The sequence below is a fragment of the Bacillus sp. YBWC18 genome (assembly GCF_002998775.1).
Taxonomy (GTDB): Bacteria; Bacillota; Bacilli; order Bacillales; family Bacillaceae; genus Bacillus.
The window spans coordinates 150,324-173,949 of sequence record NZ_PVRI01000001.1 but is presented as its reverse complement, the minus strand read 5'-3'; the positions used below and the strand labels follow the sequence as shown (position 1 = coordinate 173,949).

Genomic DNA, 23,626 nt, shown 5'->3' with positions numbered 1-23,626 from the left:
TTCACCTCTCATTCCGATACATTTATAAAGAGATTTCTAAATTCCCATCGAAGAAATAGAGAATTTTCTCCTCTAATGTTCTGTTTGTCAAACGCTCTACTGCTTTTGCATATAACGCTATTTGGGTTTCATAGCGCTTTTTCAAGATAGGTTCAGCAGCGTCAAGTCCACCTGTATATCTGCCTTGCACTCTATCCGTTTTATAATCTAGTAAATATAGCTTTCCATCTGTTTCAAATAAACAGTCAATCATTCCTTGAATCAGAACAGGCTCTCCCTCAGTATCAATATGACTGTATACCTCTTTAACAGGTAACACCATACTAAATGATACCTCTCGTTTTACCCAGTCCGCTTTCAGCAGTTTTTGACCAATTGAAGTAGAGAAGAAAGCAGCAATTCCTTCTTGATCAATTGACTGGACTTGCTCATCTGTTAGCAAGTCTCGCTGCTGTAAGGATTCGAGCAGGTGCCTTATACGTGATTCATCATAGGGCTCCTCAGAAGGAAGCGTGATATGCTGCATGACTGTATGCATTGCGGTGCCTTGTTCTGCGGCAGTGAGTGTTTTTTTCTTCATGAAAGCCGGCCGGTCATACAATGTTGCACGAGCTTTTCGAATAGAAGAAGGAACACTGTACTCATCCTGTATTTCTTTCATCCTTTTTATCTCGGAAACAGACTGCTTTGTGCCGACTTGCGAGGCCGCTAAATATGGATATTTCCATGAAAGTCTCTCTGCCACCTTCTCATCAGCATCACCATATCCTTCAACAGGCAGACCATCCATCAATGCTTGTACTACCTCGTCTTGCTGCTTCTTTTCAAGTGACATATCTTCCTTTAGAAGATCAGAAGCTTGCGTAAACGAGATAGTGAATGTAGACGGATGCGAAAGAACAACATCGCCTGTTTCTTCTAAAACAGATGACATCGCTTGATGACGGATGAGGGCAGGGCCAATAAAATCTAAGTATGTTTTCGATTGATAACGTTCAAAATCAGGGAGCAGCCACTCTTCTCCAGTCGCGGCATTTTGCCATTTGCTTAATGCTTTCACCTGATTTTTGACAGAGCCGACCAGAAATAATTTTTCCTTAGCCCTTGTGAGCGCCACATATAGGACCCTCAGTTCTTCAGATAATAACTCTTTTCTCATCTTTTTTTTCATCGCCACAAGCGGTAATGTCGCATAACTAATTCTCAGCTCAGGATGGATATACTTACTTCCAAAGCCTAGCTCTTTATCAAGTAAGTAGGACTGGTTTAAGTCCATCATATTAAAGTTCCTGCCGAGTCCTGCAGTAAAGACGACTGGAAATTCTAATCCTTTACTGCTGTGGATCGTCATCATGCGCACAACGTCCTCTGTTTCACTGAACGTTTTTGCCGCACCAAGATCATCTCCACGCTCCTGCATTCTTTCAATAAAACGAAGGAATCGAAATAGCCCTCTAAAGGCAGCTTTTTCATATTGCTTGGCTCGATCATAAAGGGCACGAAGATTCGCCTGCCGCTGCTTACCTCCAGGCATCCCGCCAACATAATCAAGATACTGCGTATCTCGGTAGACTTCCCAAATTAATTCTGCCACCGAATGATTGATGGAGAAATCACGCCACTTACGCAGCAATTGGAAAAATCGCTCTAATTTTTTGCATGTAGGGTGATCAGAATGCGTCACACTCATGAATGCCTTTACAGCATCATAATAAGTGCCTTTTTTATCATTCGTTCGAATAAGTGCCATTTCATTTTCATCTAAATGAACAATAGGTGATCTTAAAACAGCTGCAAGCGGAATATCCTGATACGGATTATCGATGACTTTTAACAAAGAAAGAATGACAGACACCTCTGTTGCTTCAAAATAACCAGAGGAAAGATTCGCATATACAGGGATTCCCTGCTTCTTTAATTCTTCCATCATTTGCGGGGCCCACGGCATAGACCGAAGCAAAATGACAATGTCACGATACTGCAAGTTACGGGTCATTTGCTGTTTTGCATCGTACACTTGAAATGGCTGCTCCACCAATTCTCTTATTTTTTTAGCAATGATTCTCGCTTCAAATTGGACGGTCTCAAGTTCTTCTCGCTCTTCGTCGCTTTCCGCTTCCTGCTGATCTAAGTGGACAAGGAGCATTTCTGTCGTTGTATCTTTGCTTTCTGGATAACTCGCTCCAAGCTTTAATTCAGCTTGTTCATCATATTCAATTTCTCCAACTGTTTCCCCCATCAGCTGCTTGAACAAAAAGTTCGTACTATCTAAAACATCTGAACGGCTTCGGAAGTTTTTATTTAAATCAATTCTCTTCCCTGTTTCTTTGCCGTCTGGTTGAAAGTGTTTATATTTGTTTAAAAAGAGCATGGGCTCAGCCAGTCTAAAACGATAAATGGACTGCTTTACATCACCAACCATAAACAGATTGCCCTCTGCAGAATGTTCCCCTTTAGACACAAGCTTTAAAATCGTTTCTTGTACGAGGTTTGTATCCTGGTATTCATCAACGAGCACTTCTTCAAACTGCTGTTGATAGTACTTAGCAGCTTCTGTTTCGATCAAATGTCCTTCTGCATCCTGCTCCGCTAAAATGCGTAAGCAATAGTGCTCTAAATCCGAAAAGTCGACGATTGACTTTTCCTGCTTCGCTCTTTCGAAACGCTCACCAAATTGGATCACAAGCTCTACAAGCGTCTCCACAACTGGCTTCATTTCAGCTAAGCTTTTTAAATGCTGGGCAGGACTGCGCATAAAGTATTCATCTTTTAGCTTTTCTAGTTGTTTTTTTGCTTGATTACGTGCATCTGTGGCCTTTTCTAACAAAACAGGGTCATATTCATCCCCTTTGCACGTTTTGAGCCTTTTAAAATTGACGTTCGGCAAAAGCTCGTAAAGCTCCTCAAAATCATCTTGATGACAGATTAATTCATTGACTTGCTCTAAATCATCTATAAAATTCTCTGCTCTCGGTGCTGGGCCGCCCGGCTCTTTTGATAGCGAAAGAGCTCGTTCAAGCAGCTCCTGGCAGCTCCGGAGAACGAGAGAAAGATCTTCTTTGATATATGGATAAAACGGTAATTCTTCTACTTTTGTTTGAGCATCTACATCATAAAGTGAAAGGAATGCCCTCATCCATTGCTCAGGTGAAGGATGAGACCTAGAAAACTCATAAATTCTCTTCACAAGCCATTGCAAATCTAAGTCATGGCGGTCAGAAGTGTAACGATCAACCAGTTCAAAGAATGATGGCTTTCCAGCCTTATATTCATCCTCGAACAGTTCATCTAACACTTCATCTCCTAATAATTCTCCTTCTGTTTGATCGGCCAAACGAAATCCTGGATCAAGATCAATTTCATAGTAAAAGGTGCGCAAAACCTGCAAGCAAAAGGAGTGCAAGGTAGAAATATTGGCACGATTCATGAGGGACAGCTGCCTTCTCATATGAAGGGACCCAGGGTTTTTGGCTAATTCTTTTTCAAGTGCTTCTGTAATCCGATGCTTCATCTCTGCCGCAGATGCATTTGTGAAAGTCACAACGAGCAGACGGTCCACATCAACTGGATGTTCAGGCCGGGTCATTTTTCGAATCAGCCGTTCAACCAAAACAGCTGTTTTTCCTGACCCTGCCGCCGCCGCAACCAAGATATCTTGTCCTTCTGAAACGATGGCTTCCCATTGGTCATCCGTCCACGTACTGTTATTCGGTTTTGGTATTTGCATACTGATCCCCTTCTTTTTTGATCCGGTCTATCACAACATCATCTTTCTCAGAGGTGAGCACCCTAAAATCATTATCCTCTATTGATTCATCGAATTGGCAAATAGACTTGAATGAACAAAAGCGGCAAGGTGTTTGATCCTTCAATTTATATGGATTAATTGCGACCTCTCCATTTGTAATTCTTTCGCCTGCTTCTTCAAATGTGCGCCGAACGTGTTGTGTGAGTATATGGAAATGATCTTCACTTAAAACTGCAGAGTCAGAACGGAAAGACCCATCCTTTTTCAAGCCGGCTTGAATGACTTGTGATCTACCTGAATCAAGCGTTTGATCCATGAGCTTTACAGCTTCTACATCTTCAAGCAATAAACCCTTCATTTTAAATTTCTTGAATATTTCCTGCTCAATGTCATCCTCTGCAAGCGGAATAGGAGCTTGAATGAGCGGATCATGGATATGGAAATATAAAATGCCAGCAGGCGTCGCTTCAACCCCGAGCCACTCTTTCGAATACGTAATGGTCAGGTCTAAGTAAGTGAGCATTTGCAAGGCCAGCCCATAGTATACTTCTGCTAAGTCAAGACCTTTCTCACTGGATTTGTAGTCGACTATTCTCAAGAGCAGCCCTTTTGAACCTTCTGCTTTATCTACCCGGTCAATTCTTCCGACAAGCTCCATCGTACAGCCATTCTTTAATTGAAAAGTAAACGGCGGCAATGGCCCTTGCCCCCCAAAACCTAACTCTAGCCCTACTGGAGAAAATCCACTCACTTTGGCATGTTCACTTAATATAGAAGAGACTCGAATCAAGATTTTCTGGAGCTTTTCTTTAATATAAGCATGCCGATTAGAGCTTAATAGAATTTCCTTTTGAAGACGCGGAGCAAGCTGTTCGATTGCATGTCTTGAATAGGTGACACAATCTTCCTTCGTTAGGTTTTTCCAATCCTTTTTTTGTTCAACAAGCGTATCTGAAATATGTTTTAAAGCCGAGTGAAACAACTGGCCGATATCAGGTGCTTCCAATTTGTAAAATTGTCGATCCTTTAGTTTTAACCCATGGGAAGCAAAGTGAGAAAATGCACACGCATTGAATTTCTCCATTCTTGAAACACTGCCCTGAATATGATCACCATAAAGCTCTTTTGTGACATTAGGCTTTAATGGCTTCGCTCGATTTGTAAAAAACAAACTTGACATGATGTTTTTTGATACATCCCGATTAGGAGATGTCATTAAGTAGTTATAGACACTCCACCATACACCACTAATGGGATATTGATTGAGCCATTGCTGCAGCTGTGAGACGGTATACGATAACGAAACATGCTCATTCGCTACAAATTTTAATTGCTCCTCGTCATCCAGTTGTTCTGGATCTAACACATAAAGAGCCTGCTGATGATTTGGCATAAGCTCTTGACAATACTTGATGAGTGTCGAAGGCAAAAGAGAACGTCCTTCTGCATCAGCAGCCGAATAGGATAGATACAAATGACGTGATGGACTCGATAACGCTTGGTAAATTAAAAATTGCTCATCTAGCAGCCGTTCCTTTCCTGTCTCTGCCAGCTCTGCTCCTGCTCGTTTTAACCATTCACGGTCATCCTCAGACAATACACTCTCATCAGAGGGGCGTGCGGGAATAACGCCATCATTTACACCAACGATAAACGTACACTTCACTTGATACATTCTCGATAAATCCATACTTCCAATAAATACTTGGTCGAGTGAAGGCGGAATCAAAGCGAATTTTAGAGAAGCTAATCCTGTATCCATCATTTGTTGGAATAAAGGAAATGAGAGCTCTTCTTCACCTAGCATTTCAACAAATTCATCCATTAATTGAATAACCGCATCCCATACTTGTCCGTGCTGCATTGCTTCAGCTAATCTACCTGCTTCTTCAGCCTCAAGCCTCGCTTTTTCAAGCTTATCTGGTACTTGTATCTCTTCTAAAAAGACATAGACAGCCTCTACCATGTCTCTTACCTTTTGCGCTTTTTTGAGCCTAATCTGCAACTGGTAAAGCGGGGGCACGATCCATTCTTTGACGTCATTTAGCATTTGTTCCATTTCAATTTCTTGATCTGTTTGTCCAAAATCCTCATCTAATGATTGGAAGCGCCTGTAATGAAACCGGGAACCGTTTGTCCAGCGTTCTCCTTTTACACCATAAGCAATACAATAGTTTTCGAGCTGATCTGCCTGCTCTCTCGCTTTGTTCTTAGCGAGTTCAAGCGGAAATAAGAACTCTGTTTTCACGCAGCGAAATACCGCTTCATACCGCCAGTTTCCCTTTATGACATCCAAGCTCGAACGAATCAATTCAATGAGCGGATGATACTGCATCGATTCATTTCCATCAATAAAAAAAGGAATATCGTAATCTCGAAAAACCTCTTTTAACGTATCTTTATAGTCGTCTACATGCCGTGCAACAATCGAGATATCTCTCAATCTAAGTCCTTTTTCTCTCACTAAATCAAGTATATCTCTCGCTACCCCCTCAATTTCAGCTCGTTTATTTGCACTTTTAGACACTGTGAGATGAGGGGTGTTTTCCTGATATGGCTGCACTGGTCTCTGCTCATATTGGTGTTCTAAATAAGCAAGATCTGGTGTATAAATGTGCCGTTTATTTCTTTCCAAAACGTTTTCAGAAATGTCAGCTCCGCACTCTCTAGCAAGCTGATAGAGCTGGAAATACGTTTTCCCTGTCATGCGAAATAAATCAAGTTCATTTGGCTGCCTATCATGATAGGAGCGATCCACTGTGAAAGCAGCAGTTATTTTTGCTGCATGCAGCAGGAGCTGTTCAATGACAAGAAGCTGCTGCGGTGTAAATTGATAAAAACCATCTATATAAATGTGTGCTCCTTTTATTTCTTCAGATGAAGGAATTTGCTGCGAGAGAAGTGTCAAATAGTCTTCTGAGTGCACATATTCATCTTGTAAATGCTGCTCCATCTGCTGATAAAGAACATGCAGATCATGCAATTTTTCGGCTGCCCGTCTTTCTTCTGTATACTCTGAATACATGCTCGACATTGAAATTTTTTCAATATCCTCCGGCAACATACAATACCTTTTGAATTCAGCCATCGTCTTTTCAATTTGCTCCACAAATCCCGGCTTATCACTCGCTTTTTTGAATACTTTAAACTTTTCTTTCTGCTCTTCAATCACTTTTCTTAAAAGCATTTGAATTCCTGTGCTTGTCACAAATTGCCGGTTCGCTCCGCCAGTCTGCTGTAAAATAGACCAAGCAAGACGTGTGAAACTAAATACTTTGGCCCTGATCATTCCGCCAGCTTCAGACGTTTTTGCAAGCTCATATTCCATTAAAAATGTCATTTGATCCGGGACTAAAAAAATGATTGGCGGACCCAACGGATCAAGCCGAAGCTGTTCTTTGATTTCCTTTAAGATTGCAGTCGTTTTTCCACTCCCCGATCTGCCTGCTAAAAACTGAATCTCCACGTTCCACAACACCTTTCTTATGTACTCATATTCTAGCGAAAATAAAGGGAAATAGCTATTTTCCTATCACGTTCCCGTTCTCCTATCTGATTGAAATAACATAGGCACCTTTCCTCACTCTTTTCATATCATAAACCATCATGAACAAAAAGGAGGCTGGCAATATCATGTATTACGATTACTATGACTACTCGCCATATGACATGCGCCAAAACACAAGGATCATTTCAGACCTTGAGAAGGCGATCAATGGTGAATATTCTGCGATCCAATGCTACGAAAAACTTGCCCAAAAAGCAAAAAACCCTGAGGCGAAAAAGGTCATTCAAGAAATACGTCAGGATGAAGTCAGACACTATCAACTATTTTCAAAGCTATATTATTCTTTAACAGGTAGAAACCACAAACCAAGCGTAACAGAACCTTGTCCAGAACAATTCAGAGAAGGACTTATGTTTGCCTTTAAAGATGAACAAAAAACGGTCGATTTTTACTTAAGCGTATCAGACTATGTCCGTGACCAAGGAACAAAAGAGCTAATGAAACGTATCGCTCAAGATGAACAGCAGCATGCTGTATGGTTTTTATACCTTTTAACGCACCATGTGTCTTAGATAGTCCTATTTTAATAGGAGATCGTATGTTCCGTCAAAAAATGAAATCGATTTTTCGTTCCTTCAATATGTCAAAGTTAGCGCTAAATGCAGCAAAGTCTCACATCCCTTCCTCATTTTCAAACGAGAAAATGAGAATTTGACCATTAAAAAAACTCCTCTGCCACAAATGCAGAAGGAGTTTTTTCATGATCTTTTAATGAAATTTTGCTTCATTGCTTTGCTGCTGATGCTTGAGAACCCCATCAATTGACAGCAGCTTACTGCCGCTAAGTGTTAAATAAAGCGCCATGACGAGCAGCGAAAGTTCAAATTCATAACCGCCAACAAATCCTTTAGAAAAACCAACAGTAATAATCGCTACAGCCATAATTGGTACAAATAATGCTGCGAAAATACGTGTTCCTAGACCTAAAATCAAAGCGATACCCCCGACTAGCTCAATTGTCTTGACAATATAGGCCATAAATTCGGGTAAACCGATTTGCCCAAAGAATGCTGCTGTTCCTCCCAGTCCTCCTTGATATGCCTGAAGTCCATGTAAAAAGAAAATAATACCTAAAATAACGCGTACAAAAAGTGTTCCTATTTCTTGATTCGTTTTCATATAGTGAATTCCTCCTGTTTTTACACTACATAATGTAATGTTAATAAGTAAAAAAAATTAGTAATTTAAGTTGAGCATAATCATTAAGACCACCATCAGAATGGCTGATGTGACAATTGGAATAATTGGTACATTAAAAGGAATATTGTAAGTTGGATTTAAGATTTTTTGTATTCTTAAATTCAATGCCCGATCTCCAAAGGACACCGCAAACTTTGTTTGTTTTTGAAACTGGGTTTTCTTTTTAATCAGTTTCAAAAGGGCCTGCCCTACTCCAAGCTCTGTACCTGTCTGCTGAATGGCATAGTCATCTGCAATCACTTCGCGAAAAACAGAGTAGCTTTGTCTCATATGCTTTAACACTGGAATGTACCAAATGACTTTTGTGAGCATTGAGAACATGAAAGCTTTTAAGGGATCATAGCTGTATTTGTGATGCAATTCATGATGAACAACAGCGTCAATCTCCTCTTTATCCAGCATGTCCATGAGAGCTGTTGATAAATAAACCTTTGGGTGAAGCATCCCCATTGCAAAGGCAAGCGGTTCTTGACAGTGAAACACAATGATATCGTTTTGATATTTCTCTGACAGAAATTCGGTTGACTGTTGTTCGACTGCCAACATCATATGTCGTTTGAATTGAATGTACTTGCTGATTTGCTTTGCCATATAGAAAATTGCAAATCCCAATGTGTAGAGGACTAAGGCATCTAGAAAATACTTTAAAGGAGTGAATCCATAAAATTCGAGCACGGACTGGCATACATGGATCAGGTTATATGCTTGGTTCCAGCCAAAAAAGCTTGAAAGCACGTAATACCCCATCTGATAAAAAATGGCTAAACCAATCAATATACCGCCTAAAAACAGCAGACTCGACTTCATTTTATTCATTTTGCTGCTCCTCTTTTTTAGATGCTAGCCTTGCTTCTAGAACTTTGAGTAATTCAGGATCAGCACTTTCAATCGCATCCACCATATGATTCACTGCCAATGGACCAAAATCGTCCATCAATCCTTGCGTAATCCATTTTGTTTGCTCATTTAGAAATTCTTCTTTTGTTAAAATGGGATTATAAATAGATGAGCGCCCTTTTGTTTTCTTCTCCACAATTCCTTTTTCGGTTAAGCGGTTCAGCACAGTCATCACCGTGTTGAAATTAATCGGCTTTTCATCTGACAGCTTCTGCTGCACCTCTTTAATCGGCATATCCTCACCTTGATAAAGGATCTCCATAATTCTTCCCTCTAAAGGACCAAAAAAACGATTCAATCCCTTTTCATTATATTTAAAAGAAGGAATTTTCATGTTATCACCCCACACTAAGCATTGTAGTGTAATTGAAAATGATAGTCAACTGATAAGATAAATAGGGGAAAATCGTTGTATATTGACTTTGCTTTTGGTAAAAATTATTTCTTTCTTTATAAGAATTTGCTAACCATTTATTGATAAGATAATCTTATGAAAATGGTAAAAAAAATCGTATTTTATTTATAGAGACTTTTGTATTATAGTGAAGATAACAACATTTCACTTACTGAACAAACATAGAGGAAGAAGGTTTACATGTGATGAAACAAGGAAACAGCCTTCGAACCGATCTCATTCTGATTGCGATAAGCGGTTTAGGTGGATTTCTTTTGTCTTTAACAGGAATGTCTATTGGCTGGATGGTTGGTACATTAATCACAGCAGCTTTTATTGCCATGCGCCGCCCCACCCTATTTCAGCGTAAAGGATCCAGCACCTTACGTATTCACAGCAGATGGCTGCTCCTTGGTCAATTCATTCTCGGAATCGAACTCGGACAGAAAATGAATATGAAGGTCCTTCACATTTTCGCTGAAAATTGGCTCCCTGTGAGTTTCATGCTCGTCTTTTCTATTCTACTGGCGATGCTCTCAGGCTTTGTCTTATGGAAGCTGAGCAAAACAGATATGCTGACAAGCTTTGTCGGAACTGCCCCCGGCGGTTTATCCGCTATGCCGGGGATTGCCCAAGAGGTGGGAGCAAATACAGCTGTTGTGAGTCTCGTGCAAACGATACGTGTATTAATGGTTGTACTCACTATCCCTTTTACAGTGTTTTATTTAAATACAAAAAACGAAGCGGATGCGGCTGTAGCTACGCAAGGAAGTGCCTTCTCTTCGGGCGTTTTCACCCTGTCAAACATCTCTTGGACCGCTGCACTTATTTTAGGTGCCTGGCTCATGTCACGCCTGGCAGTTCGTCTTCATTTCCCTGCCCCTTGGCTGATCGGCAGCATGCTAGGCGTCGCAGCTCTTCAAGTTGGTGCGGGCGCACTCATAGGTTATGATTTGATTCCTTATTGGCCGGCACAAGCGAACATTGCGTCTCAAGTATTTCTAGGTGCAACCATCGGATCAAAAATGAATAAACAGATGTTTGTTGGACTAAAAAACACTCTCATTGTGGCTGTCGTCAGCTCAGCCGGGCTCATTGCTGCGACTGTCCTCAGCTCTATTGCCATTGCTGAGATCACAGGCATTTCTGTCATTACAGCCATTCTTGCCTTTTCGCCTGGCGGTATTGCAGAGATGGCAACAACAGCGGTCACACTTCACGAGGATTCTACCTTTGTTGTGGCTGTACAAGTCGTCAGAATTATTCTCGTCATTGCAATGCTGCCACCGTTTTTCCGGTTCTTACATCATGTCTGGGCAAAAAGGCAGCCTGATTATAAAGCCGCAAAATAAAAAAGAGACGCTTTGCATATGCAGAGCGCCTTTTTTATTCGCTGGTATTCCTTTTGACACCGACGACTTGATCCTTTGAAATGGTGCCAAAATGCCGGCTGTCAAAGCTATGTATTCGGTTATCTCCAACCACAAAGTAATGATTGTTTTTGATTTTATCGTCTCCTGTGATGGCTTTCAGCTGAAAATCTCCTGTCAGGACGTTCCCCATTTTATGTTTTTTCTGCTCTTTTAAATAAGGTTCCTTCTTTTTTTCACCATCGACAAATAACTGATCATCTTCATACTTGATCGTTTCTCCTGGGAGTCCAATGACCCGTTTGATCAAGATTTGATTTTTAGGTCCGTGAAATAACACATAATCAAACCGGCTAATTTTCGTGAGTTTTGGCGAGAACTTATTGATTAATAATTCTGTTCCATCTGTAAAAGTTGGGTCCATACTAACCCCTTCTACTTTGTACGTGACAAACATGAAATTCTTTACTTGGAACAATAAGACGATGCCTGTAATAATCATCAACCATAGCAATGGCTTCTTTTTCATTAAGAGCCTCCTTTGTCCTCACGCTTGCTCATTCGAATGTTCAACCTATTTTCTACTCTCTTTCCAACATACCATAATAACGCGATAACTAGAACCGCAAAAACACTTCTTAACGGATTCTTAACTAAAGCAGAAAGATCATAGCCAATAAAACTAATGATAAAGAGCATGACACACTTGCCAGATAAAGCAGCTAATGAGAATTGCCAAAAGCTAATTCTTGATAAACCCGCTACAACATTGACGGCAGCAGAGGGCGTGAAAGGAAAGCAAAGTAAAATAAATAACGGACCAAACCCTCGCTTCTCCACCCAAAGCATCAATTTTTTAATGGAAGGATGCCTACTGATAAAGTTGAGCATTCTCATCTGTCCAAATTTTCTGATCAGCAAAAAGACAAGAATAGACCCTGCACTTGCGCCAATCCAGGTCAATAAAAAGCCTTCCCAAAGGCCAAATGCATTTGCATTCGCTACAGCAAACGCAACGAGTGGTAAAAACGGAAGAAATGCTTCTATTAAGGGTAGCAATATCGCCACAATCGGTCCAAAGGCCTTGTAGCTTTCAAAAAATGATGTGATATTTTCATGAGTAAATAGGGAAAGAAATGATGTCAACTTCTTTGACTCCTTCAAGGTTTGTCTACTTTTCATTTTACATGGAAAACATAAAAATATACAAATGAATCCCCCCTGCCCCCTTGAGATTGGTTGACTCATCCGATATAATAAATAAGAACAGGTGTTCCATAAATAAAGAAAGCAGGCTTGGACATGACGAGACTATCAAGAATACAGCTTCAGATGATGGAACAGGCCATCTTTCTTCCAATGGTCATCTCCATCCTCAATCGTGATTTGACTCACTTAAAACAACATCAAACATTTAAACTAAATGAACCATACATTCAGCTTGTGACCTCTGCCTTAAAGGAAGCACAGAAAGCACTTTATGAACTGAAGCAGCATTTACGTAAAGAAAAAATGAAGGTACAGCAAATTGAACACGATGAAGGATTTACAACTTATCTATTTATCATGGATGGCTATGAAGAAAAGCATAAATACTTTAATCCACGTATACGCCACCGGGTAGAGGAACTGCTGACTCAGTATTTTCTTCATCAAGCGAACTGAATTTGCTTCATTGTCGCGCTTACCCATTCAAAGCAAAAAGCCTGCCACAGCGGCAGGCTCCTACTTATTTATGATAATTCAAGCTGTTCTCTCAGCTCTGTTCTCACTTCTTCTAATCCAGCGCCATCTAACTCAAAGTAATACACATTCCCAGGCTGATAATCATGGCCCTTCAGCTGAATGGTATCCACTGATTTCAATGAGCTCAATAACGGGAAAAGACCGATAAACTGCTTCATGGACAGATTGGTTGAAACATTATCACCAAGTGTATCAATGATGTTGTCATATGACGGGATCGAAGAAATGGATTTAGATTTTTCAAAGATGGCTTGAAGTGCTTCCATTTGGCGCTTTCCGCGCATGAGGTCACTGTCTGCCTTTCTCGTTCTCACAAAGGCTAATGCTTCTTCACCATTTAATGTATGAGCGCCTGTCTGCACATGAACTTTTCCCTTTGAATCCTTTTCCATTTGTTTTGCGATACCTTCATCTTCAATCGTGACGTCAATTCCATTTAACTCATCCACAATGTCTTGAAACGCCTTAAAGTTCCCTGAAATCACATAATCTACAGGAATGTTCAGCAAGTTTTCGACCGTTTTGACTGACAAATCTGCACTCCCAAACGCATGGGCGTGGGCGATTTTATCATATCCTCTTCCCGGTATATCAACATAAGAATCACGAGGAATACTGAGGAGCTTGATGGTTTTCTCTGTTCGGTTCACCGCCGCCAGTAAGACCGCATCACTTCTTGCTTCGTCTACCGTTTCACCTGGACGGCTGTCAATTCCAAGCAAGAGCACCGAGAAGCTGTCTTTTCCTGGATCAAAAGCTTTCACACGCTTTTGCGAGGTGTCTCCTCTTTCTAATGACACTTGCGCCTTATCCGACGCTTTTGAAATTTTATAGTAAGCATATCCTGTCACGGACACTGCCATCACCATGACAAAAGCCATGATAAACAGCACGGCTTTCACCCAAGGTCTCAGCCTTCTTTTTGATCTTGTTTTTTCCTTCATCCTTTCCGAACCCTCACTCTATCTTAGTCTATCAATGTAGGTTCCACTATAACATATTTTGATGAAAGTTTCCTGCACGCAACATATTTTTATGAATACAATAAAAAAGCCGCTCAGTATGAGCAGCTTTTCTTCCATTATTTTTGGTCAATTCCTTGTTTTACTTCATCAATCATGGCAGTCAATGATTCAAGGCCGCCGCCAGATAAATACCACATGTCAGAGTTCAAATACACCACATGGTTGTTTTTGACCGCTTTGACTGATTTCACATAATCATTTTCAACAAGCTGTTTCGCAGAAGTTTCTTCTCCGATCGCTGCGCCTCGATCAATGACAAATAAGTAATCCGGATTCGTTTTGACCATGTACTCATATGAAATGCTTTGTCCGTGTTTGTCAGATGGCTCAAGCTTTTGATCTGCCGGCGTGATACCAAACACATCATGGATGAGTCCGTATCTTGACTTAGCACCAAAGGCTGTCATTTTACTGTCGTTGGCCATGATCATTAAACCATTCTGTTTCAACTCTTTTGCCTGTTTCTTTAATGCATCTACTTTTTGATCAATGGCTGCTAGTTCTTTTTTGACTTCGTCTTCCTTATCAAAAATTTCCCCTAACGTCGTGGCATTCTTTTTAAATGATTCCATATAGTTGGCAGTGTCTACATCCATCAAAATCGTAGGAGCAATTTCAGAAAATTCATCGAATGCATCTGATTGACGAGACTGAATAATAATCAAATCGGGCTTAATCTCTGCAATTTTTTCGAAGTTCGGCTCTTTTAAACCGCCGACATTCTCATATTTGTCACCTTCATATTTGGATAAATATTTAGGCACGACTTGTTTTGGTAAAGCTGTCACATCCACACCTAGTTTGTCCAGCGTATCAAGACTTCCCATATCAAACACGACGACTTTTTTCGGGTTTTTCTTGATCTTCACACCATCTTTATTCAGCATGTCTTTTACCGTGACGGTTTCCTCTTTTGTTCCTTCTGTTTTTCCTTGGTTCCCGCAGGCAGCGAGTACAACAATCGCTGTTAATACAGTCATCATCCAAATCCATTTTTTCATACTTGATCACCTCTTCATTTTTTTAAGAAAAATATAAGCAAATACGCTCACCGTGAATGACTTCAATCGGTATGCGCATGTCATAAATTTGTTCAAGTGCATCTGTTTGAATCACTTCTTCTACTCCGCCTTCTTTGATCACCTGTCCATCTTTTAAAGCGACGATATGATCGGAATACACAGATGCAAAGTTAATATCATGGAGAACCACAACAATTGTTTTCCCAAGATCTTTGACGAGCTGCTGAAAGAGCTTCATCATCTCAACAGAATGATTCATATCCAAATTGTTTAAAGGCTCATCTAAGAAAATATAATCCGTATCCTGAGCCAGCACCATCGCAATAAAGGCTCTTTGCCTTTGTCCGCCGCTCAGTTCATCTACATATTGATGCTGGATATCGGCAAGCCTCATGTATTGAAGAGACACATCGATCATCTTCTCATCTTCTTTTGTCAGATGACCCTGTGAGTAAGGAAAACGGCCAAAGCTGACAAGCTCCCGTACGGTCAGGCGCACACTCATGTGATTGGCCTGCTTTAAAATGCTCATCTTTTTCGCTAGCTCCTGCGGAGGATACGCGCTATATGGTTTGTCCTGTAAATAAGCTGCACCTGTGTCTGGCTGAATCAGGCGGCTCATGATGGACAAAAGCGTGCTCTTCCCCGCACCATTTGGACCAATGAGAGAGGTCAGCTGTCCTTTTTTCACACTGACAGTTGTTTCGTGAAGCACTGTTTTTCCGTTATATGTCTTACTGACTCCCTTCATCACGACCATGAACGACTCTCCTTTAAAAGTAAGTAAATAAAATACAATCCGCCTACTAAATCAATCAGGACACTCAGCGGCGTTTGAAAAGTAAATACCTTTTCGACAAGAAACTCCCCGCCTACAAGGGCAATCACACTGATGAAAAAAGAGCCTAGCAGCAAGTACGTATGCCGGTATGTACGAAATAGCTCTCTTGCCACGTTCACGACGAGTAAGCCAAGGAACGTAATCGGTCCGACAAGTGCTGTTGCGATGGACACAAGAACGGCTATCACGATCAGCATCTTTTTTGTGATGCTGTCATAGTCAATTCCCAGATTCACCGCATGCTCCTTCCCAAGTGACATGACATCTAATTTGGAGCGGAATGTCCAAATGTAAAGGCACAGCGCCGCAAATAAAACAGAAGCAATGAGTAAGATATCTGTGTTCATGTGATTAAAGCTTGCATAGGATTTATCTTGTACGACCTGGAATTCATTTGGATCAATCAGCATTTCCATAAAAGAAGAAAGGCTTTTGAACAATGTCCCAAAGACAATACCAACAAGCAGAAGCAAGAAAATGTGTTTATTTTTGCGTTTGAACATCACCGTATATAACAGCACAGAAAATAGAATCATCAGCCCAACGCAAAGGAAAAAATTCAGGTTTTTATTGACGATCATAAAATTGGCCGAGCCAAACAGATAAATAATCGCTGTCTGCAAAAACAAGTACAGTGCGTCTAAACCCAGTATGCTCGGCGTTAAGATTCGATTGTTGGTCAAGGTTTGGAAGACAACAGCTGAAAAGGCAATCGCGCCTCCCGTCAATGTCATCGCCAGCACTTTCTTTAAACGACTTGGCACTGTGTACGGCCAGTACCCCATTTGAAAGGTAATGAAAATCACGATCAGCACGGCTGCAATGGCTGCAATCAGGCATAATGTACGTTTCTTATGCATAGCGTTTCCTCCTTAATAACATGTACAGGAAGATCGCACTTCCGACGATGCCTACCATGAGCCCAACTGAAATTTCATATGGATAAATGATCACCCTTCCGAGCACATCACAAATCAGAACAAAAATGGCTCCTAGTAAGGCTGTATGCGGAAGGCTCTTTTTCAAGTGATCGCCGCGGTAGATCGATACAATATTCGGAATGATTAAGCCTAGGAATGGCAACATTCCGACAGTTAATATGGTGACAGATGTAATCATCGAAACGATCACCAAACCAACCGCCATCACACGTTTATACGTTAAACCTAAGTTGATGGCAAAGCTCTCACCCATACCCGCCACTGTAAAGCGGTCAGCATATAAATACGCGATGATCAATAGTGGAACACTCACATAGAGCAGTTCATAACGCCCCTGAACAATAAGAGAAAAATCCCCTTGAAGCCATGCAGATACGTTTTGGATCAGATCATATTTATAGGCTATAAACGTAGATATTGAACTGACAATCCCGCCAAACATTAAGCCGACTAACGGTACATAGATCGTATCGTTCACCTTAATATGCCGCAGGATTTTTAAGAAAAGAAGATTCCCAGCTAAAGTAAATAGAAACGCGATTCCCATTTTCATGAGCGGGCTCGCATGTGTAAAAACAAGCATTGCTGCTAAAATACCAAGCTTCGCCCAATCCATCGTTCCTGCAGTGGTTGGTGAAACAAATTTATTCCTCGTCATGCTTTGCATAATAAAGCCGCATAAACTAAGGCTCATGCCAGCAAGCACAATACTCATGAGACGCGGGATGCGACTTGAAACTAACGTATGTAATTGTTCATCTGTTAAATGAAACATCTGTAAAATGGACAGATCCTGTACACCGACAAACAGTGATACACATGCCAAACATACAAATAATAAACTTAATTGATACAACTTCATACTGGTTTCTCTCTTTCTATCAAGCTCTTTCCGCTAAAAATGATTATCATTATCAATTAAGCGACAGTTCATATATTATCACATCTAGTAAAATATTCAATAGCAGATTGAGAAAGACGGAAACTCATAAAAAAACAGCCTGCGGCAGCGGCTGCTTTTTCACCATTATTGAATGCTCACTTGAAATTGTCCTTTCAATTCCTCTTCTGCTTCTTGAAATAACTGCCTTACGCTTTCTGCATACTCGCCAAGAGCGTCTTTGCTCGTTTCAAAATTTACCCATGTCAGCTCTATTGGAAGATTTACTTCTCCTGTCAAACAGTCCCATAGGGCATCAAGATTTTCCCCGTAATAGTCAGGAAGGTGTAAAACTGTTTTTAGTTGGTCATGAAGTTCTTCTTGCGACCTGCACGATGCGCCGTCCAGCTGCACTTTTTTCATGTCATCTTCCCCTCTCATGCCTTTATTTTAAACGAACAGAAGGAAAAAGAGAAAGCGGGACTCCTCACTTTTGTTTCTGTCTGACACTTGAGATCAAAAGGATGAGACAAGCAGCCAAAACGACCAAGAAAAAGACGGTTAACACCATCTGGGTCCCGTACAGATCAGCAAAAAGACCGATAAAAACACTCGGAATACCCAGACCTAAATAGGCAAACAAGTAAAACCCTGCAACGGCTCTAGCTGACTCCTTTTTCCCCCGTTCGACAATAAGCTGAAGACCACCTAAATAAGTAAATCCATAGCAGGCAGTACCCGCAAGCATCGTTCCGGCAAGCACAAGAAGGATGGACCCGCTATTTGCTCCAAATAGCAAAAGGCCGTATCCGCATGGAAGACAGATAAACCCGGCAAAGAGCGCTACTGTGCTATTCATCTTGCGAACAAAAGGCTGCATCAGGACACCTGCCATATTAATCAAAAAGAGTGCCGGCCCTACCCATAATTCATATCCATTCAATTTAAGCTGTGCTGGCAAAACCGAAATGACGAGGCCGCACACCGACCACGCGATGGCAATCGCTGCATTCGCCGGCATTGTTCCTTTTGGAAATGTTGGCATGTTCATCATCGGTTTACCTGAATCTCCTTGTACAGGCGGAACGAAAAAGAAGACACCCACGATGGTTAGGATTAAAAGGCCCAGCACAATCCAATAGCTAAGAGGCGCAAGCGACATACGCTGAAAAGAAAGCAGTGCCGTAAAAAGAGCACCGCCCCCAAAGCCAACCGAACTGCATAACGCAATAAAAGTTGGAATCCAGCTTGATTTTTCTGGATATAAAGCAATCAAATAAGCGGTGCATGTGCCAACACTCAGACCAAGCCCCACCCCTTGCAGCAGCCGGGCTGCAAAGAGCATTTGTATGGTAGGGTGCACGATCATCAATAGGGTAGCACATAACGAAAAGCTTAGCGCGACCAATAAAACCGGTTTGCGTCCAGCCCGATCAGATATGCCGCCAAGAAAAAGCAAGACTGGAATGAGTCCGAAGACATATGCAGCAAATACAAGTGCTGTAGCCGCCTTTCCGTACCCTGCTTGTTCGGCATACAACGTATAAAGGGGCACTTGCAGATTCACTGCGGTCGTAATCATAAAAAGACCAAATAAAACGAATATAAATGGAATGATGGATAGGTGTGCTGTTTCTTCTTTAGATGCAGGGATCATTTGACTCTCTCCTCTATGTCATAAGCATATGAGAACAGTGTACACACCTTTTGGCTTACTTCCTATATCCAAAAATGATGCTATTGACCACTCCATAATTCCGTGTCATCATCAAGTTATATGTGACAATGAGAGAAGGTGTCCAATGTATATTTATTTAGACCGCTCAAGTACAACCCCGCTCTGGCAGCAAATCGTGACTGGGGTCATTCAACAAATTCATTCACAAAAACTGAATCCTGACGATCAGTTAACACCAACACGGGTATTAGCACAGGAGCTCAATGTATCAAGATCAACTATACAGCTTGCCTATGATGAACTGCTGGCAAGAGGATATGTCAGCACATCTAGAAGAGGCGGTACAAAGGTCATTTCGAGTGACCACTATGCAGCCTCCACTCCCCATCAAAGTGAGCCGCCTTTCCCTCTTCCGGTAAGACCACACTTTCAAGAGGCGGAGAAACAAATGGACCACTGGCTGTCGGCCAATCAATTTCATGAGAAACTCGATATTGATTTTCGACATCAGGAGCCAGCCATCGATGAACATTTTCAAAATATATGGAAACGGTCGCTCACGAAAGCATTACAGCGATTAGATATGAAAGATTGGGGCTATTCCTCCCCGCACGGATTATGGGAAGTACGTTCAGAAATACGCCAATACTTATCTGTAGAACGCGGAATCGATGTAGAAGAAGATCAAATGGTGTTAACAGGTGGCACGCAGCAAGCCATTGATTTGATTTCACAGGTATTGCTTAAAAAAGGCGATACAGTAGCTGTTGAAGATCCAGGCTTTCCTGGGGCAAGGCTTTCATTTATGTATCGTGAAATGAACATTTATCCCGCACCCGTCGATGAAGAAGGAATCATGGTGAATACAGTGCCACGGCAAACAAAGCTGATTGCGGTGACGCCCTCCCATCAGCGTCCAACCGGTGTATGTATGAGTGTCAACAGAAGGCAGCAGCTGCTGAAATTTGCTGTCAGCCATCAGTCTTATATACTAGAGGATGATTTTGATGGAGATTATCGTTATCATGGCGGACCGCTTCCTTCATTATTTTCAGAAGCACCCGACCATGTGATTTACATCTTAAGCTTCTCCAAGGTGCTGACACCCGGCATCCGCCTTGCTGCCATTATCGGCTCCAAAGCGGTCATAAAAGAAATCGCTTCCCTGCAATCACTCATTCAAAGACAGCTGCCCATTATGGAACAGATCACGCTCGCTTCTTTTTTCAGAGAAGGAGAATTCACGCGATATGTCAGGCGAATGAGACAGCTGTATAAAAAAAGACAGGCTGCCATGATGGATGCCCTTTTGACACAACACTTTGACAAGCACTTTCATATCTATGGAACCGATACGGGTCTTCATGTCTTTTTAGAAGGAGCGCCAGACTTTGACGAAAAAGGCAGTATTGAAGCAGCCAAAGCAGCGGGCGTTGGCATTTATCCATTAAGTCCTTATTGTTTTGAGAGCAATCGAAAGGGATTACTGCTAGGCTTCGCCTGTACGGACGAAAACATGATTCAAGAGGGTGTCCGCCGCTTAAAGCAAATACTTTATATGTAAAAAAAGCCTGGAAGTCCGCCTTCCAAGCTTTTTTACGTTGATTGCTGAATGCGGCCTACTTCTTCAATAAATGCAGCTGTCTGCTGCAATCCATCTTGCAGATGATGGGTAGCGGAAATAAACAGCTTTTCTTGACCTGGGTGCTTTAATAGCTGCTCCACCTGACCGATTCCTTTTTCAAATGAATGAAGACCTGTCTTTAATTGTTGATCCGCCTTTTGATAAGCGGCTGGAACTTCTTGATGAGCAAGCCCCTTTTGAATCACACGATCAAAGGCTTTCGTCGCTTTTTTCAATTTTTTATTTACTTGGATCTTTCCATGTCCATCTGAAATAAATTGGTCGGTCATGTTTTCATAAGCTTCATTTAACTCATCCATATAACGCTGAACCCATTGTTCATACGCAGCTTCTTTTGTGTCTTGTTTTGAAGGCGATTGACCTGCTTGCTGACAGGCTGCTAGTAATGTCACTGTCAATGTGAATAGCAACATCAATTGCGATTGTTTTTTCATACAGAGCCTCCATTTCTTATTCCCATTCGTTCATATCGGTCAAAATAGGAGTATCCTTTACCACATACGAACACTTTGCAAGAAATGATTTCTTTTAATTGTAACAGACGGCTCGTGTCACTTCTGCGATTTATGAGTAAATGGATGAAAATACGTCTAAGGATCCACATTTTCCTGTCATTTGGTTGACAGTCTACCGATACACTTAATAGACGACTGGATATATGGATTTGGTTTCAATAAGTTCATGGTGGATATTTTCTAATGAAAAGAAATACTTCGTTCGTGTCATCATGATGATGCCAAACGAAGTCGCCTTGTATTTTCCAAGTCTTAAATTATACATCCTGTTGATTTATTGAAGTTTACCTTTACAAGCAATCTCAAGCTCTTCGACTACTTCACCATCCTGAATGAGATATGCTTTTTCATGGAGATTGACAGCGGGACAAATATGATTTGGAATGATTTGCACCTTCTCACCGATCTGGACAGTCTGACGGAAGCCTTCGTGATAGATGATGGCATGCTCATCAAATACACTTGAAACAAATACATCATCATAGTCTTTTACTTTGCCTAGTCCTTTTGTTTTCGTCAGCCCTTTTGTACGGGTTTGAGCCGTGAGCCCTTTGGCTCCAACATCTGTAATGACACGAGCCTTTGTTGGCTTACTGATCACCGTCGTCAGCACAGCTGCCGCACAATGTGAAAAAGTGCCGATCACATTGGATTGAGAGGCATCCATGAAGATGTAAGTGCCTGGTCTGATTTCGGTGACTCCCTTTGGAATATCAAATTGAAATAAGAACGGCGGTGTTGATCCAATGCTCACCACCTCTAGCAGCATGCCTGCTTCTTTCGCAATCTGTGCAAACTGAAGCGTGCGATTCACAGCGTCTTCGTATAATGTCTGACAATGCGCTTTACTTTCCGCCTTATATGTATGTCCATCATGAGAAAAAATCCCCTTTAAATGAACGAAGTCACATGTTTGAATCGCCTGCAAGATTTGACGGAAATCACTCTCTTCAATGACACCAGATCTTTCTTCTCCAACTTCTATCTCAATTAGAACTTCCGCTTTTTTCTCTGCTCCACGAAAGACATGTTCAATTTGATGCACATGCTCTACACAATCTATTCCAAATGAAATTTGTATCGACTCTGCCAGCTTTCGAATTCGCTTGAGCTTTGTCTCGCCTACAATTTGATTGGCGATAAAGATATCTGTCAGCCCATGCGCCGCCATTACTTCCGCTTCTCCTACTTTCGCTACAGTTAAGCCAGATGCGCCCATCTCCTCCTGCACCTTCGCAAGACTAGGTGTTTTATGTGTTTTCGTATGAGGACGCAGTTTGACTTGCTGACGATCCGCATATTGCTGCATAGCAGCTAGATTCTCCATCATTACCCGTTTATCAATTAATAGCGCCGGTGTATCTAGTTCATCATAAGTCATCATCATATCCCCTTTCACTGCTGCTCGTTATATAAAATTTTATACGTTATAGTTAAATTATATAATTTTTTATATAATTATCAATGTTTTTTTCTTCGAGAAAGAAAGACGATATGCTAAACCCTCGCTTCATAAGGAGTCCAGCGGCTGTCCTGCCGCTGGTTTTAGTTAATATCTGTTCCGAAGCTCCCTTAATATAAAATCGTATACAAGGTTGAGCTGTTGTTCCTTTGGATACAGCATAAATTCTTGTTTTTTAGGAAGACCTCCATCAAGGCGATCTTGAAATTTCGTTCGGAGATACGCTGTTCTGTGCACCTGACTCTCAAATGATTTATATGAGACATCGAGTTTGACGGTTTGCTCATTTGTAAAGATGACCACCGTGTCTCCGAGGGATGATTCCTGGAAGGTATGAATGTATTTGTGGGAGATCCAGCCGCACTGAGGACGGTTGGATGAATAGGTTGGGAAGAAATACAGATGATTGGATGAGTCAATCACAATTGGAGGCTTGTGAGAAATTCCTATTACTTCATATGTTCCCGCTTTTCTGCCCGCATAGCTTGAGCCGAAGAATCTGCAGCTCCGTTCAATAATTTGCAGGGGCTTTAATTCAACGTAAAAGCTTGTCTCTCTTTCTATGACTTTTGAATATACTCTTTTTCCTTCTTCAACCGGAAGGACCGCCATTGTTGTTTGATTAATGACGTATGAATCTAAAGGTGTTTCACTAATTCCTGACACTTCATTTCCTCCTGTGTTAATTTTTGGT

General features: G+C 41.4%; 21 protein-coding genes. 4 read left to right on the top strand and 17 right to left on the bottom strand.

Features of this window, described 5'->3' with window-relative positions; all coding sequences use genetic code 11:
- Nucleotides 1-22: 22 nt before the first annotated feature.
- Together addA and addB are read right to left on the bottom strand one after the other, a co-directional pair.
- Entirely contained in the window at nucleotides 23-3,727 is a 3,705-nt protein-coding gene (gene addA, locus C6348_RS00930) for a helicase-exonuclease AddAB subunit AddA (RefSeq protein ID WP_106041515.1), read from the bottom strand.
- Entirely contained in the window at nucleotides 3,705-7,214 is a 3,510-nt protein-coding gene (gene addB, locus C6348_RS00925; protein WP_106041513.1) for a helicase-exonuclease AddAB subunit AddB, read from the bottom strand. The genes addA and addB overlap by 23 nt, the downstream gene beginning before the upstream one ends.
- Nucleotides 7,215-7,381: 167 nt before the next feature.
- On the opposite strand from addB, the gene C6348_RS00920 reads away from it, so the two are divergent.
- Nucleotides 7,382-7,828 carry a ferritin-like domain-containing protein gene (locus C6348_RS00920; RefSeq protein ID WP_034663474.1) on the top strand — a complete coding sequence of 149 codons (447 nt, stop codon included), beginning with the start codon at nucleotides 7,382-7,384 and terminating at the stop codon, nucleotides 7,826-7,828.
- Between the two features lie 196 nt (nucleotides 7,829-8,024).
- Here the strand turns inward: C6348_RS00920 and C6348_RS00915 are convergent, their stop codons facing one another.
- From C6348_RS00915 to C6348_RS00905, 3 genes are read right to left on the bottom strand one after another with little or no spacing between them, the layout of a single operon-like run.
- A complete protein-coding gene (locus C6348_RS00915; RefSeq protein WP_034663477.1) occupies nucleotides 8,025-8,435 on the bottom strand; it encodes a DoxX family protein in 411 nt (136 codons plus the stop codon).
- Between the two features lie 57 nt (nucleotides 8,436-8,492).
- Nucleotides 8,493-9,332: a M56 family metallopeptidase gene (locus C6348_RS00910; RefSeq protein WP_106041511.1), complete on the bottom strand. Its 840-nt coding sequence runs from the start codon at nucleotides 9,330-9,332 to the stop codon at nucleotides 8,493-8,495.
- Nucleotides 9,325-9,747, bottom strand: a complete 423-nt coding sequence (locus C6348_RS00905; RefSeq protein ID WP_024425495.1) for a BlaI/MecI/CopY family transcriptional regulator — start codon at nucleotides 9,745-9,747, stop codon at nucleotides 9,325-9,327. Before C6348_RS00905 ends, C6348_RS00910 begins: the two co-directional genes overlap by 8 nt.
- Nucleotides 9,748-10,013: 266 nt before the next feature.
- Here C6348_RS00905 and C6348_RS00900 point away from each other — a divergent pair, with 266 nt between their 5' ends.
- Nucleotides 10,014-11,159, top strand: a complete 1,146-nt coding sequence (locus tag C6348_RS00900; RefSeq protein ID WP_106041509.1) for an AbrB family transcriptional regulator — start codon at nucleotides 10,014-10,016, stop codon at nucleotides 11,157-11,159.
- A 34-nt stretch (nucleotides 11,160-11,193) separates the two neighbouring features.
- Here the strand turns inward: C6348_RS00900 and lepB are convergent, their stop codons facing one another.
- Nucleotides 11,194-11,706, bottom strand: coding sequence for a signal peptidase I (gene lepB / locus C6348_RS00895; protein ID WP_034663490.1), 513 nt, complete (start codon nucleotides 11,704-11,706; stop codon nucleotides 11,194-11,196).
- Entirely contained in the window at nucleotides 11,706-12,323 is a 618-nt protein-coding gene (locus C6348_RS00890) for a TVP38/TMEM64 family protein (RefSeq protein ID WP_034663493.1), read from the bottom strand. Before C6348_RS00890 ends, lepB begins: the two co-directional genes overlap by 1 nt.
- Nucleotides 12,324-12,479: 156 nt before the next feature.
- Between C6348_RS00890 and C6348_RS00885 the strand changes: the two genes are divergently transcribed.
- Nucleotides 12,480-12,842: a YhjD family protein gene (locus C6348_RS00885; protein ID WP_106041507.1), complete on the top strand. Its 363-nt coding sequence runs from the start codon at nucleotides 12,480-12,482 to the stop codon at nucleotides 12,840-12,842.
- Between the two features lie 68 nt (nucleotides 12,843-12,910).
- On the opposite strand, the gene C6348_RS00880 is transcribed toward C6348_RS00885, so the two are convergent.
- From C6348_RS00880 to C6348_RS00850, 7 genes are all read right to left on the bottom strand, one after another.
- Nucleotides 12,911-13,867 carry an LCP family protein gene (locus tag C6348_RS00880; RefSeq protein ID WP_106031443.1) on the bottom strand — a complete coding sequence of 319 codons (957 nt, stop codon included), beginning with the start codon at nucleotides 13,865-13,867 and terminating at the stop codon, nucleotides 12,911-12,913.
- A 137-nt stretch (nucleotides 13,868-14,004) separates the two neighbouring features.
- Nucleotides 14,005-14,949, bottom strand: a complete 945-nt coding sequence (locus C6348_RS00875) for a siderophore ABC transporter substrate-binding protein (protein WP_034663500.1) — start codon at nucleotides 14,947-14,949, stop codon at nucleotides 14,005-14,007.
- Nucleotides 14,950-14,971: 22 nt separating this feature from the next.
- On the bottom strand, nucleotides 14,972-15,730 hold the full coding sequence (locus C6348_RS00870; protein ID WP_034663504.1) for an iron ABC transporter ATP-binding protein: 759 nt from the start codon (nucleotides 15,728-15,730) through the stop codon (nucleotides 14,972-14,974).
- Nucleotides 15,721-16,671 carry an iron chelate uptake ABC transporter family permease subunit gene (locus C6348_RS00865; RefSeq protein WP_106041505.1) on the bottom strand — a complete coding sequence of 317 codons (951 nt, stop codon included), beginning with the start codon at nucleotides 16,669-16,671 and terminating at the stop codon, nucleotides 15,721-15,723. Before C6348_RS00865 ends, C6348_RS00870 begins: the two co-directional genes overlap by 10 nt.
- On the bottom strand, nucleotides 16,664-17,614 hold the full coding sequence (locus C6348_RS00860; RefSeq protein ID WP_066031073.1) for an ABC transporter permease: 951 nt from the start codon (nucleotides 17,612-17,614) through the stop codon (nucleotides 16,664-16,666). The genes C6348_RS00865 and C6348_RS00860 overlap by 8 nt, the downstream gene beginning before the upstream one ends.
- Before the next feature lie 165 nt (nucleotides 17,615-17,779).
- Nucleotides 17,780-18,055: a barstar family protein gene (locus C6348_RS00855; protein WP_034663513.1), complete on the bottom strand. Its 276-nt coding sequence runs from the start codon at nucleotides 18,053-18,055 to the stop codon at nucleotides 17,780-17,782.
- 64 nt (nucleotides 18,056-18,119) lie between these two features.
- Complete coding sequence (locus C6348_RS00850; protein ID WP_106041503.1) at nucleotides 18,120-19,289, bottom strand: MFS transporter; 1,170 nt, start codon at nucleotides 19,287-19,289, stop codon at nucleotides 18,120-18,122.
- Nucleotides 19,290-19,434: 145 nt separating this feature from the next.
- Between C6348_RS00850 and pdxR the strand changes: the two genes are divergently transcribed.
- Entirely contained in the window at nucleotides 19,435-20,874 is a 1,440-nt protein-coding gene (pdxR, locus tag C6348_RS00845) for a MocR-like pyridoxine biosynthesis transcription factor PdxR (protein WP_106041501.1), read from the top strand.
- A 32-nt stretch (nucleotides 20,875-20,906) separates the two neighbouring features.
- On the opposite strand, the gene C6348_RS00840 is transcribed toward pdxR, so the two are convergent.
- The 3 genes from C6348_RS00840 to C6348_RS00830 form a co-directional block, all read right to left on the bottom strand.
- Nucleotides 20,907-21,389: a hypothetical protein gene (locus C6348_RS00840; protein WP_060595940.1), complete on the bottom strand. Its 483-nt coding sequence runs from the start codon at nucleotides 21,387-21,389 to the stop codon at nucleotides 20,907-20,909.
- Nucleotides 21,390-21,744: 355 nt separating this feature from the next.
- Nucleotides 21,745-22,851, bottom strand: a complete 1,107-nt coding sequence (locus C6348_RS00835) for a D-TA family PLP-dependent enzyme (protein ID WP_034663522.1) — start codon at nucleotides 22,849-22,851, stop codon at nucleotides 21,745-21,747.
- A 168-nt stretch (nucleotides 22,852-23,019) separates the two neighbouring features.
- On the bottom strand, nucleotides 23,020-23,598 hold the full coding sequence (locus tag C6348_RS00830) for a competence protein ComK (protein WP_095284986.1): 579 nt from the start codon (nucleotides 23,596-23,598) through the stop codon (nucleotides 23,020-23,022).
- Nucleotides 23,599-23,626: the final 28 nt, after the last annotated feature.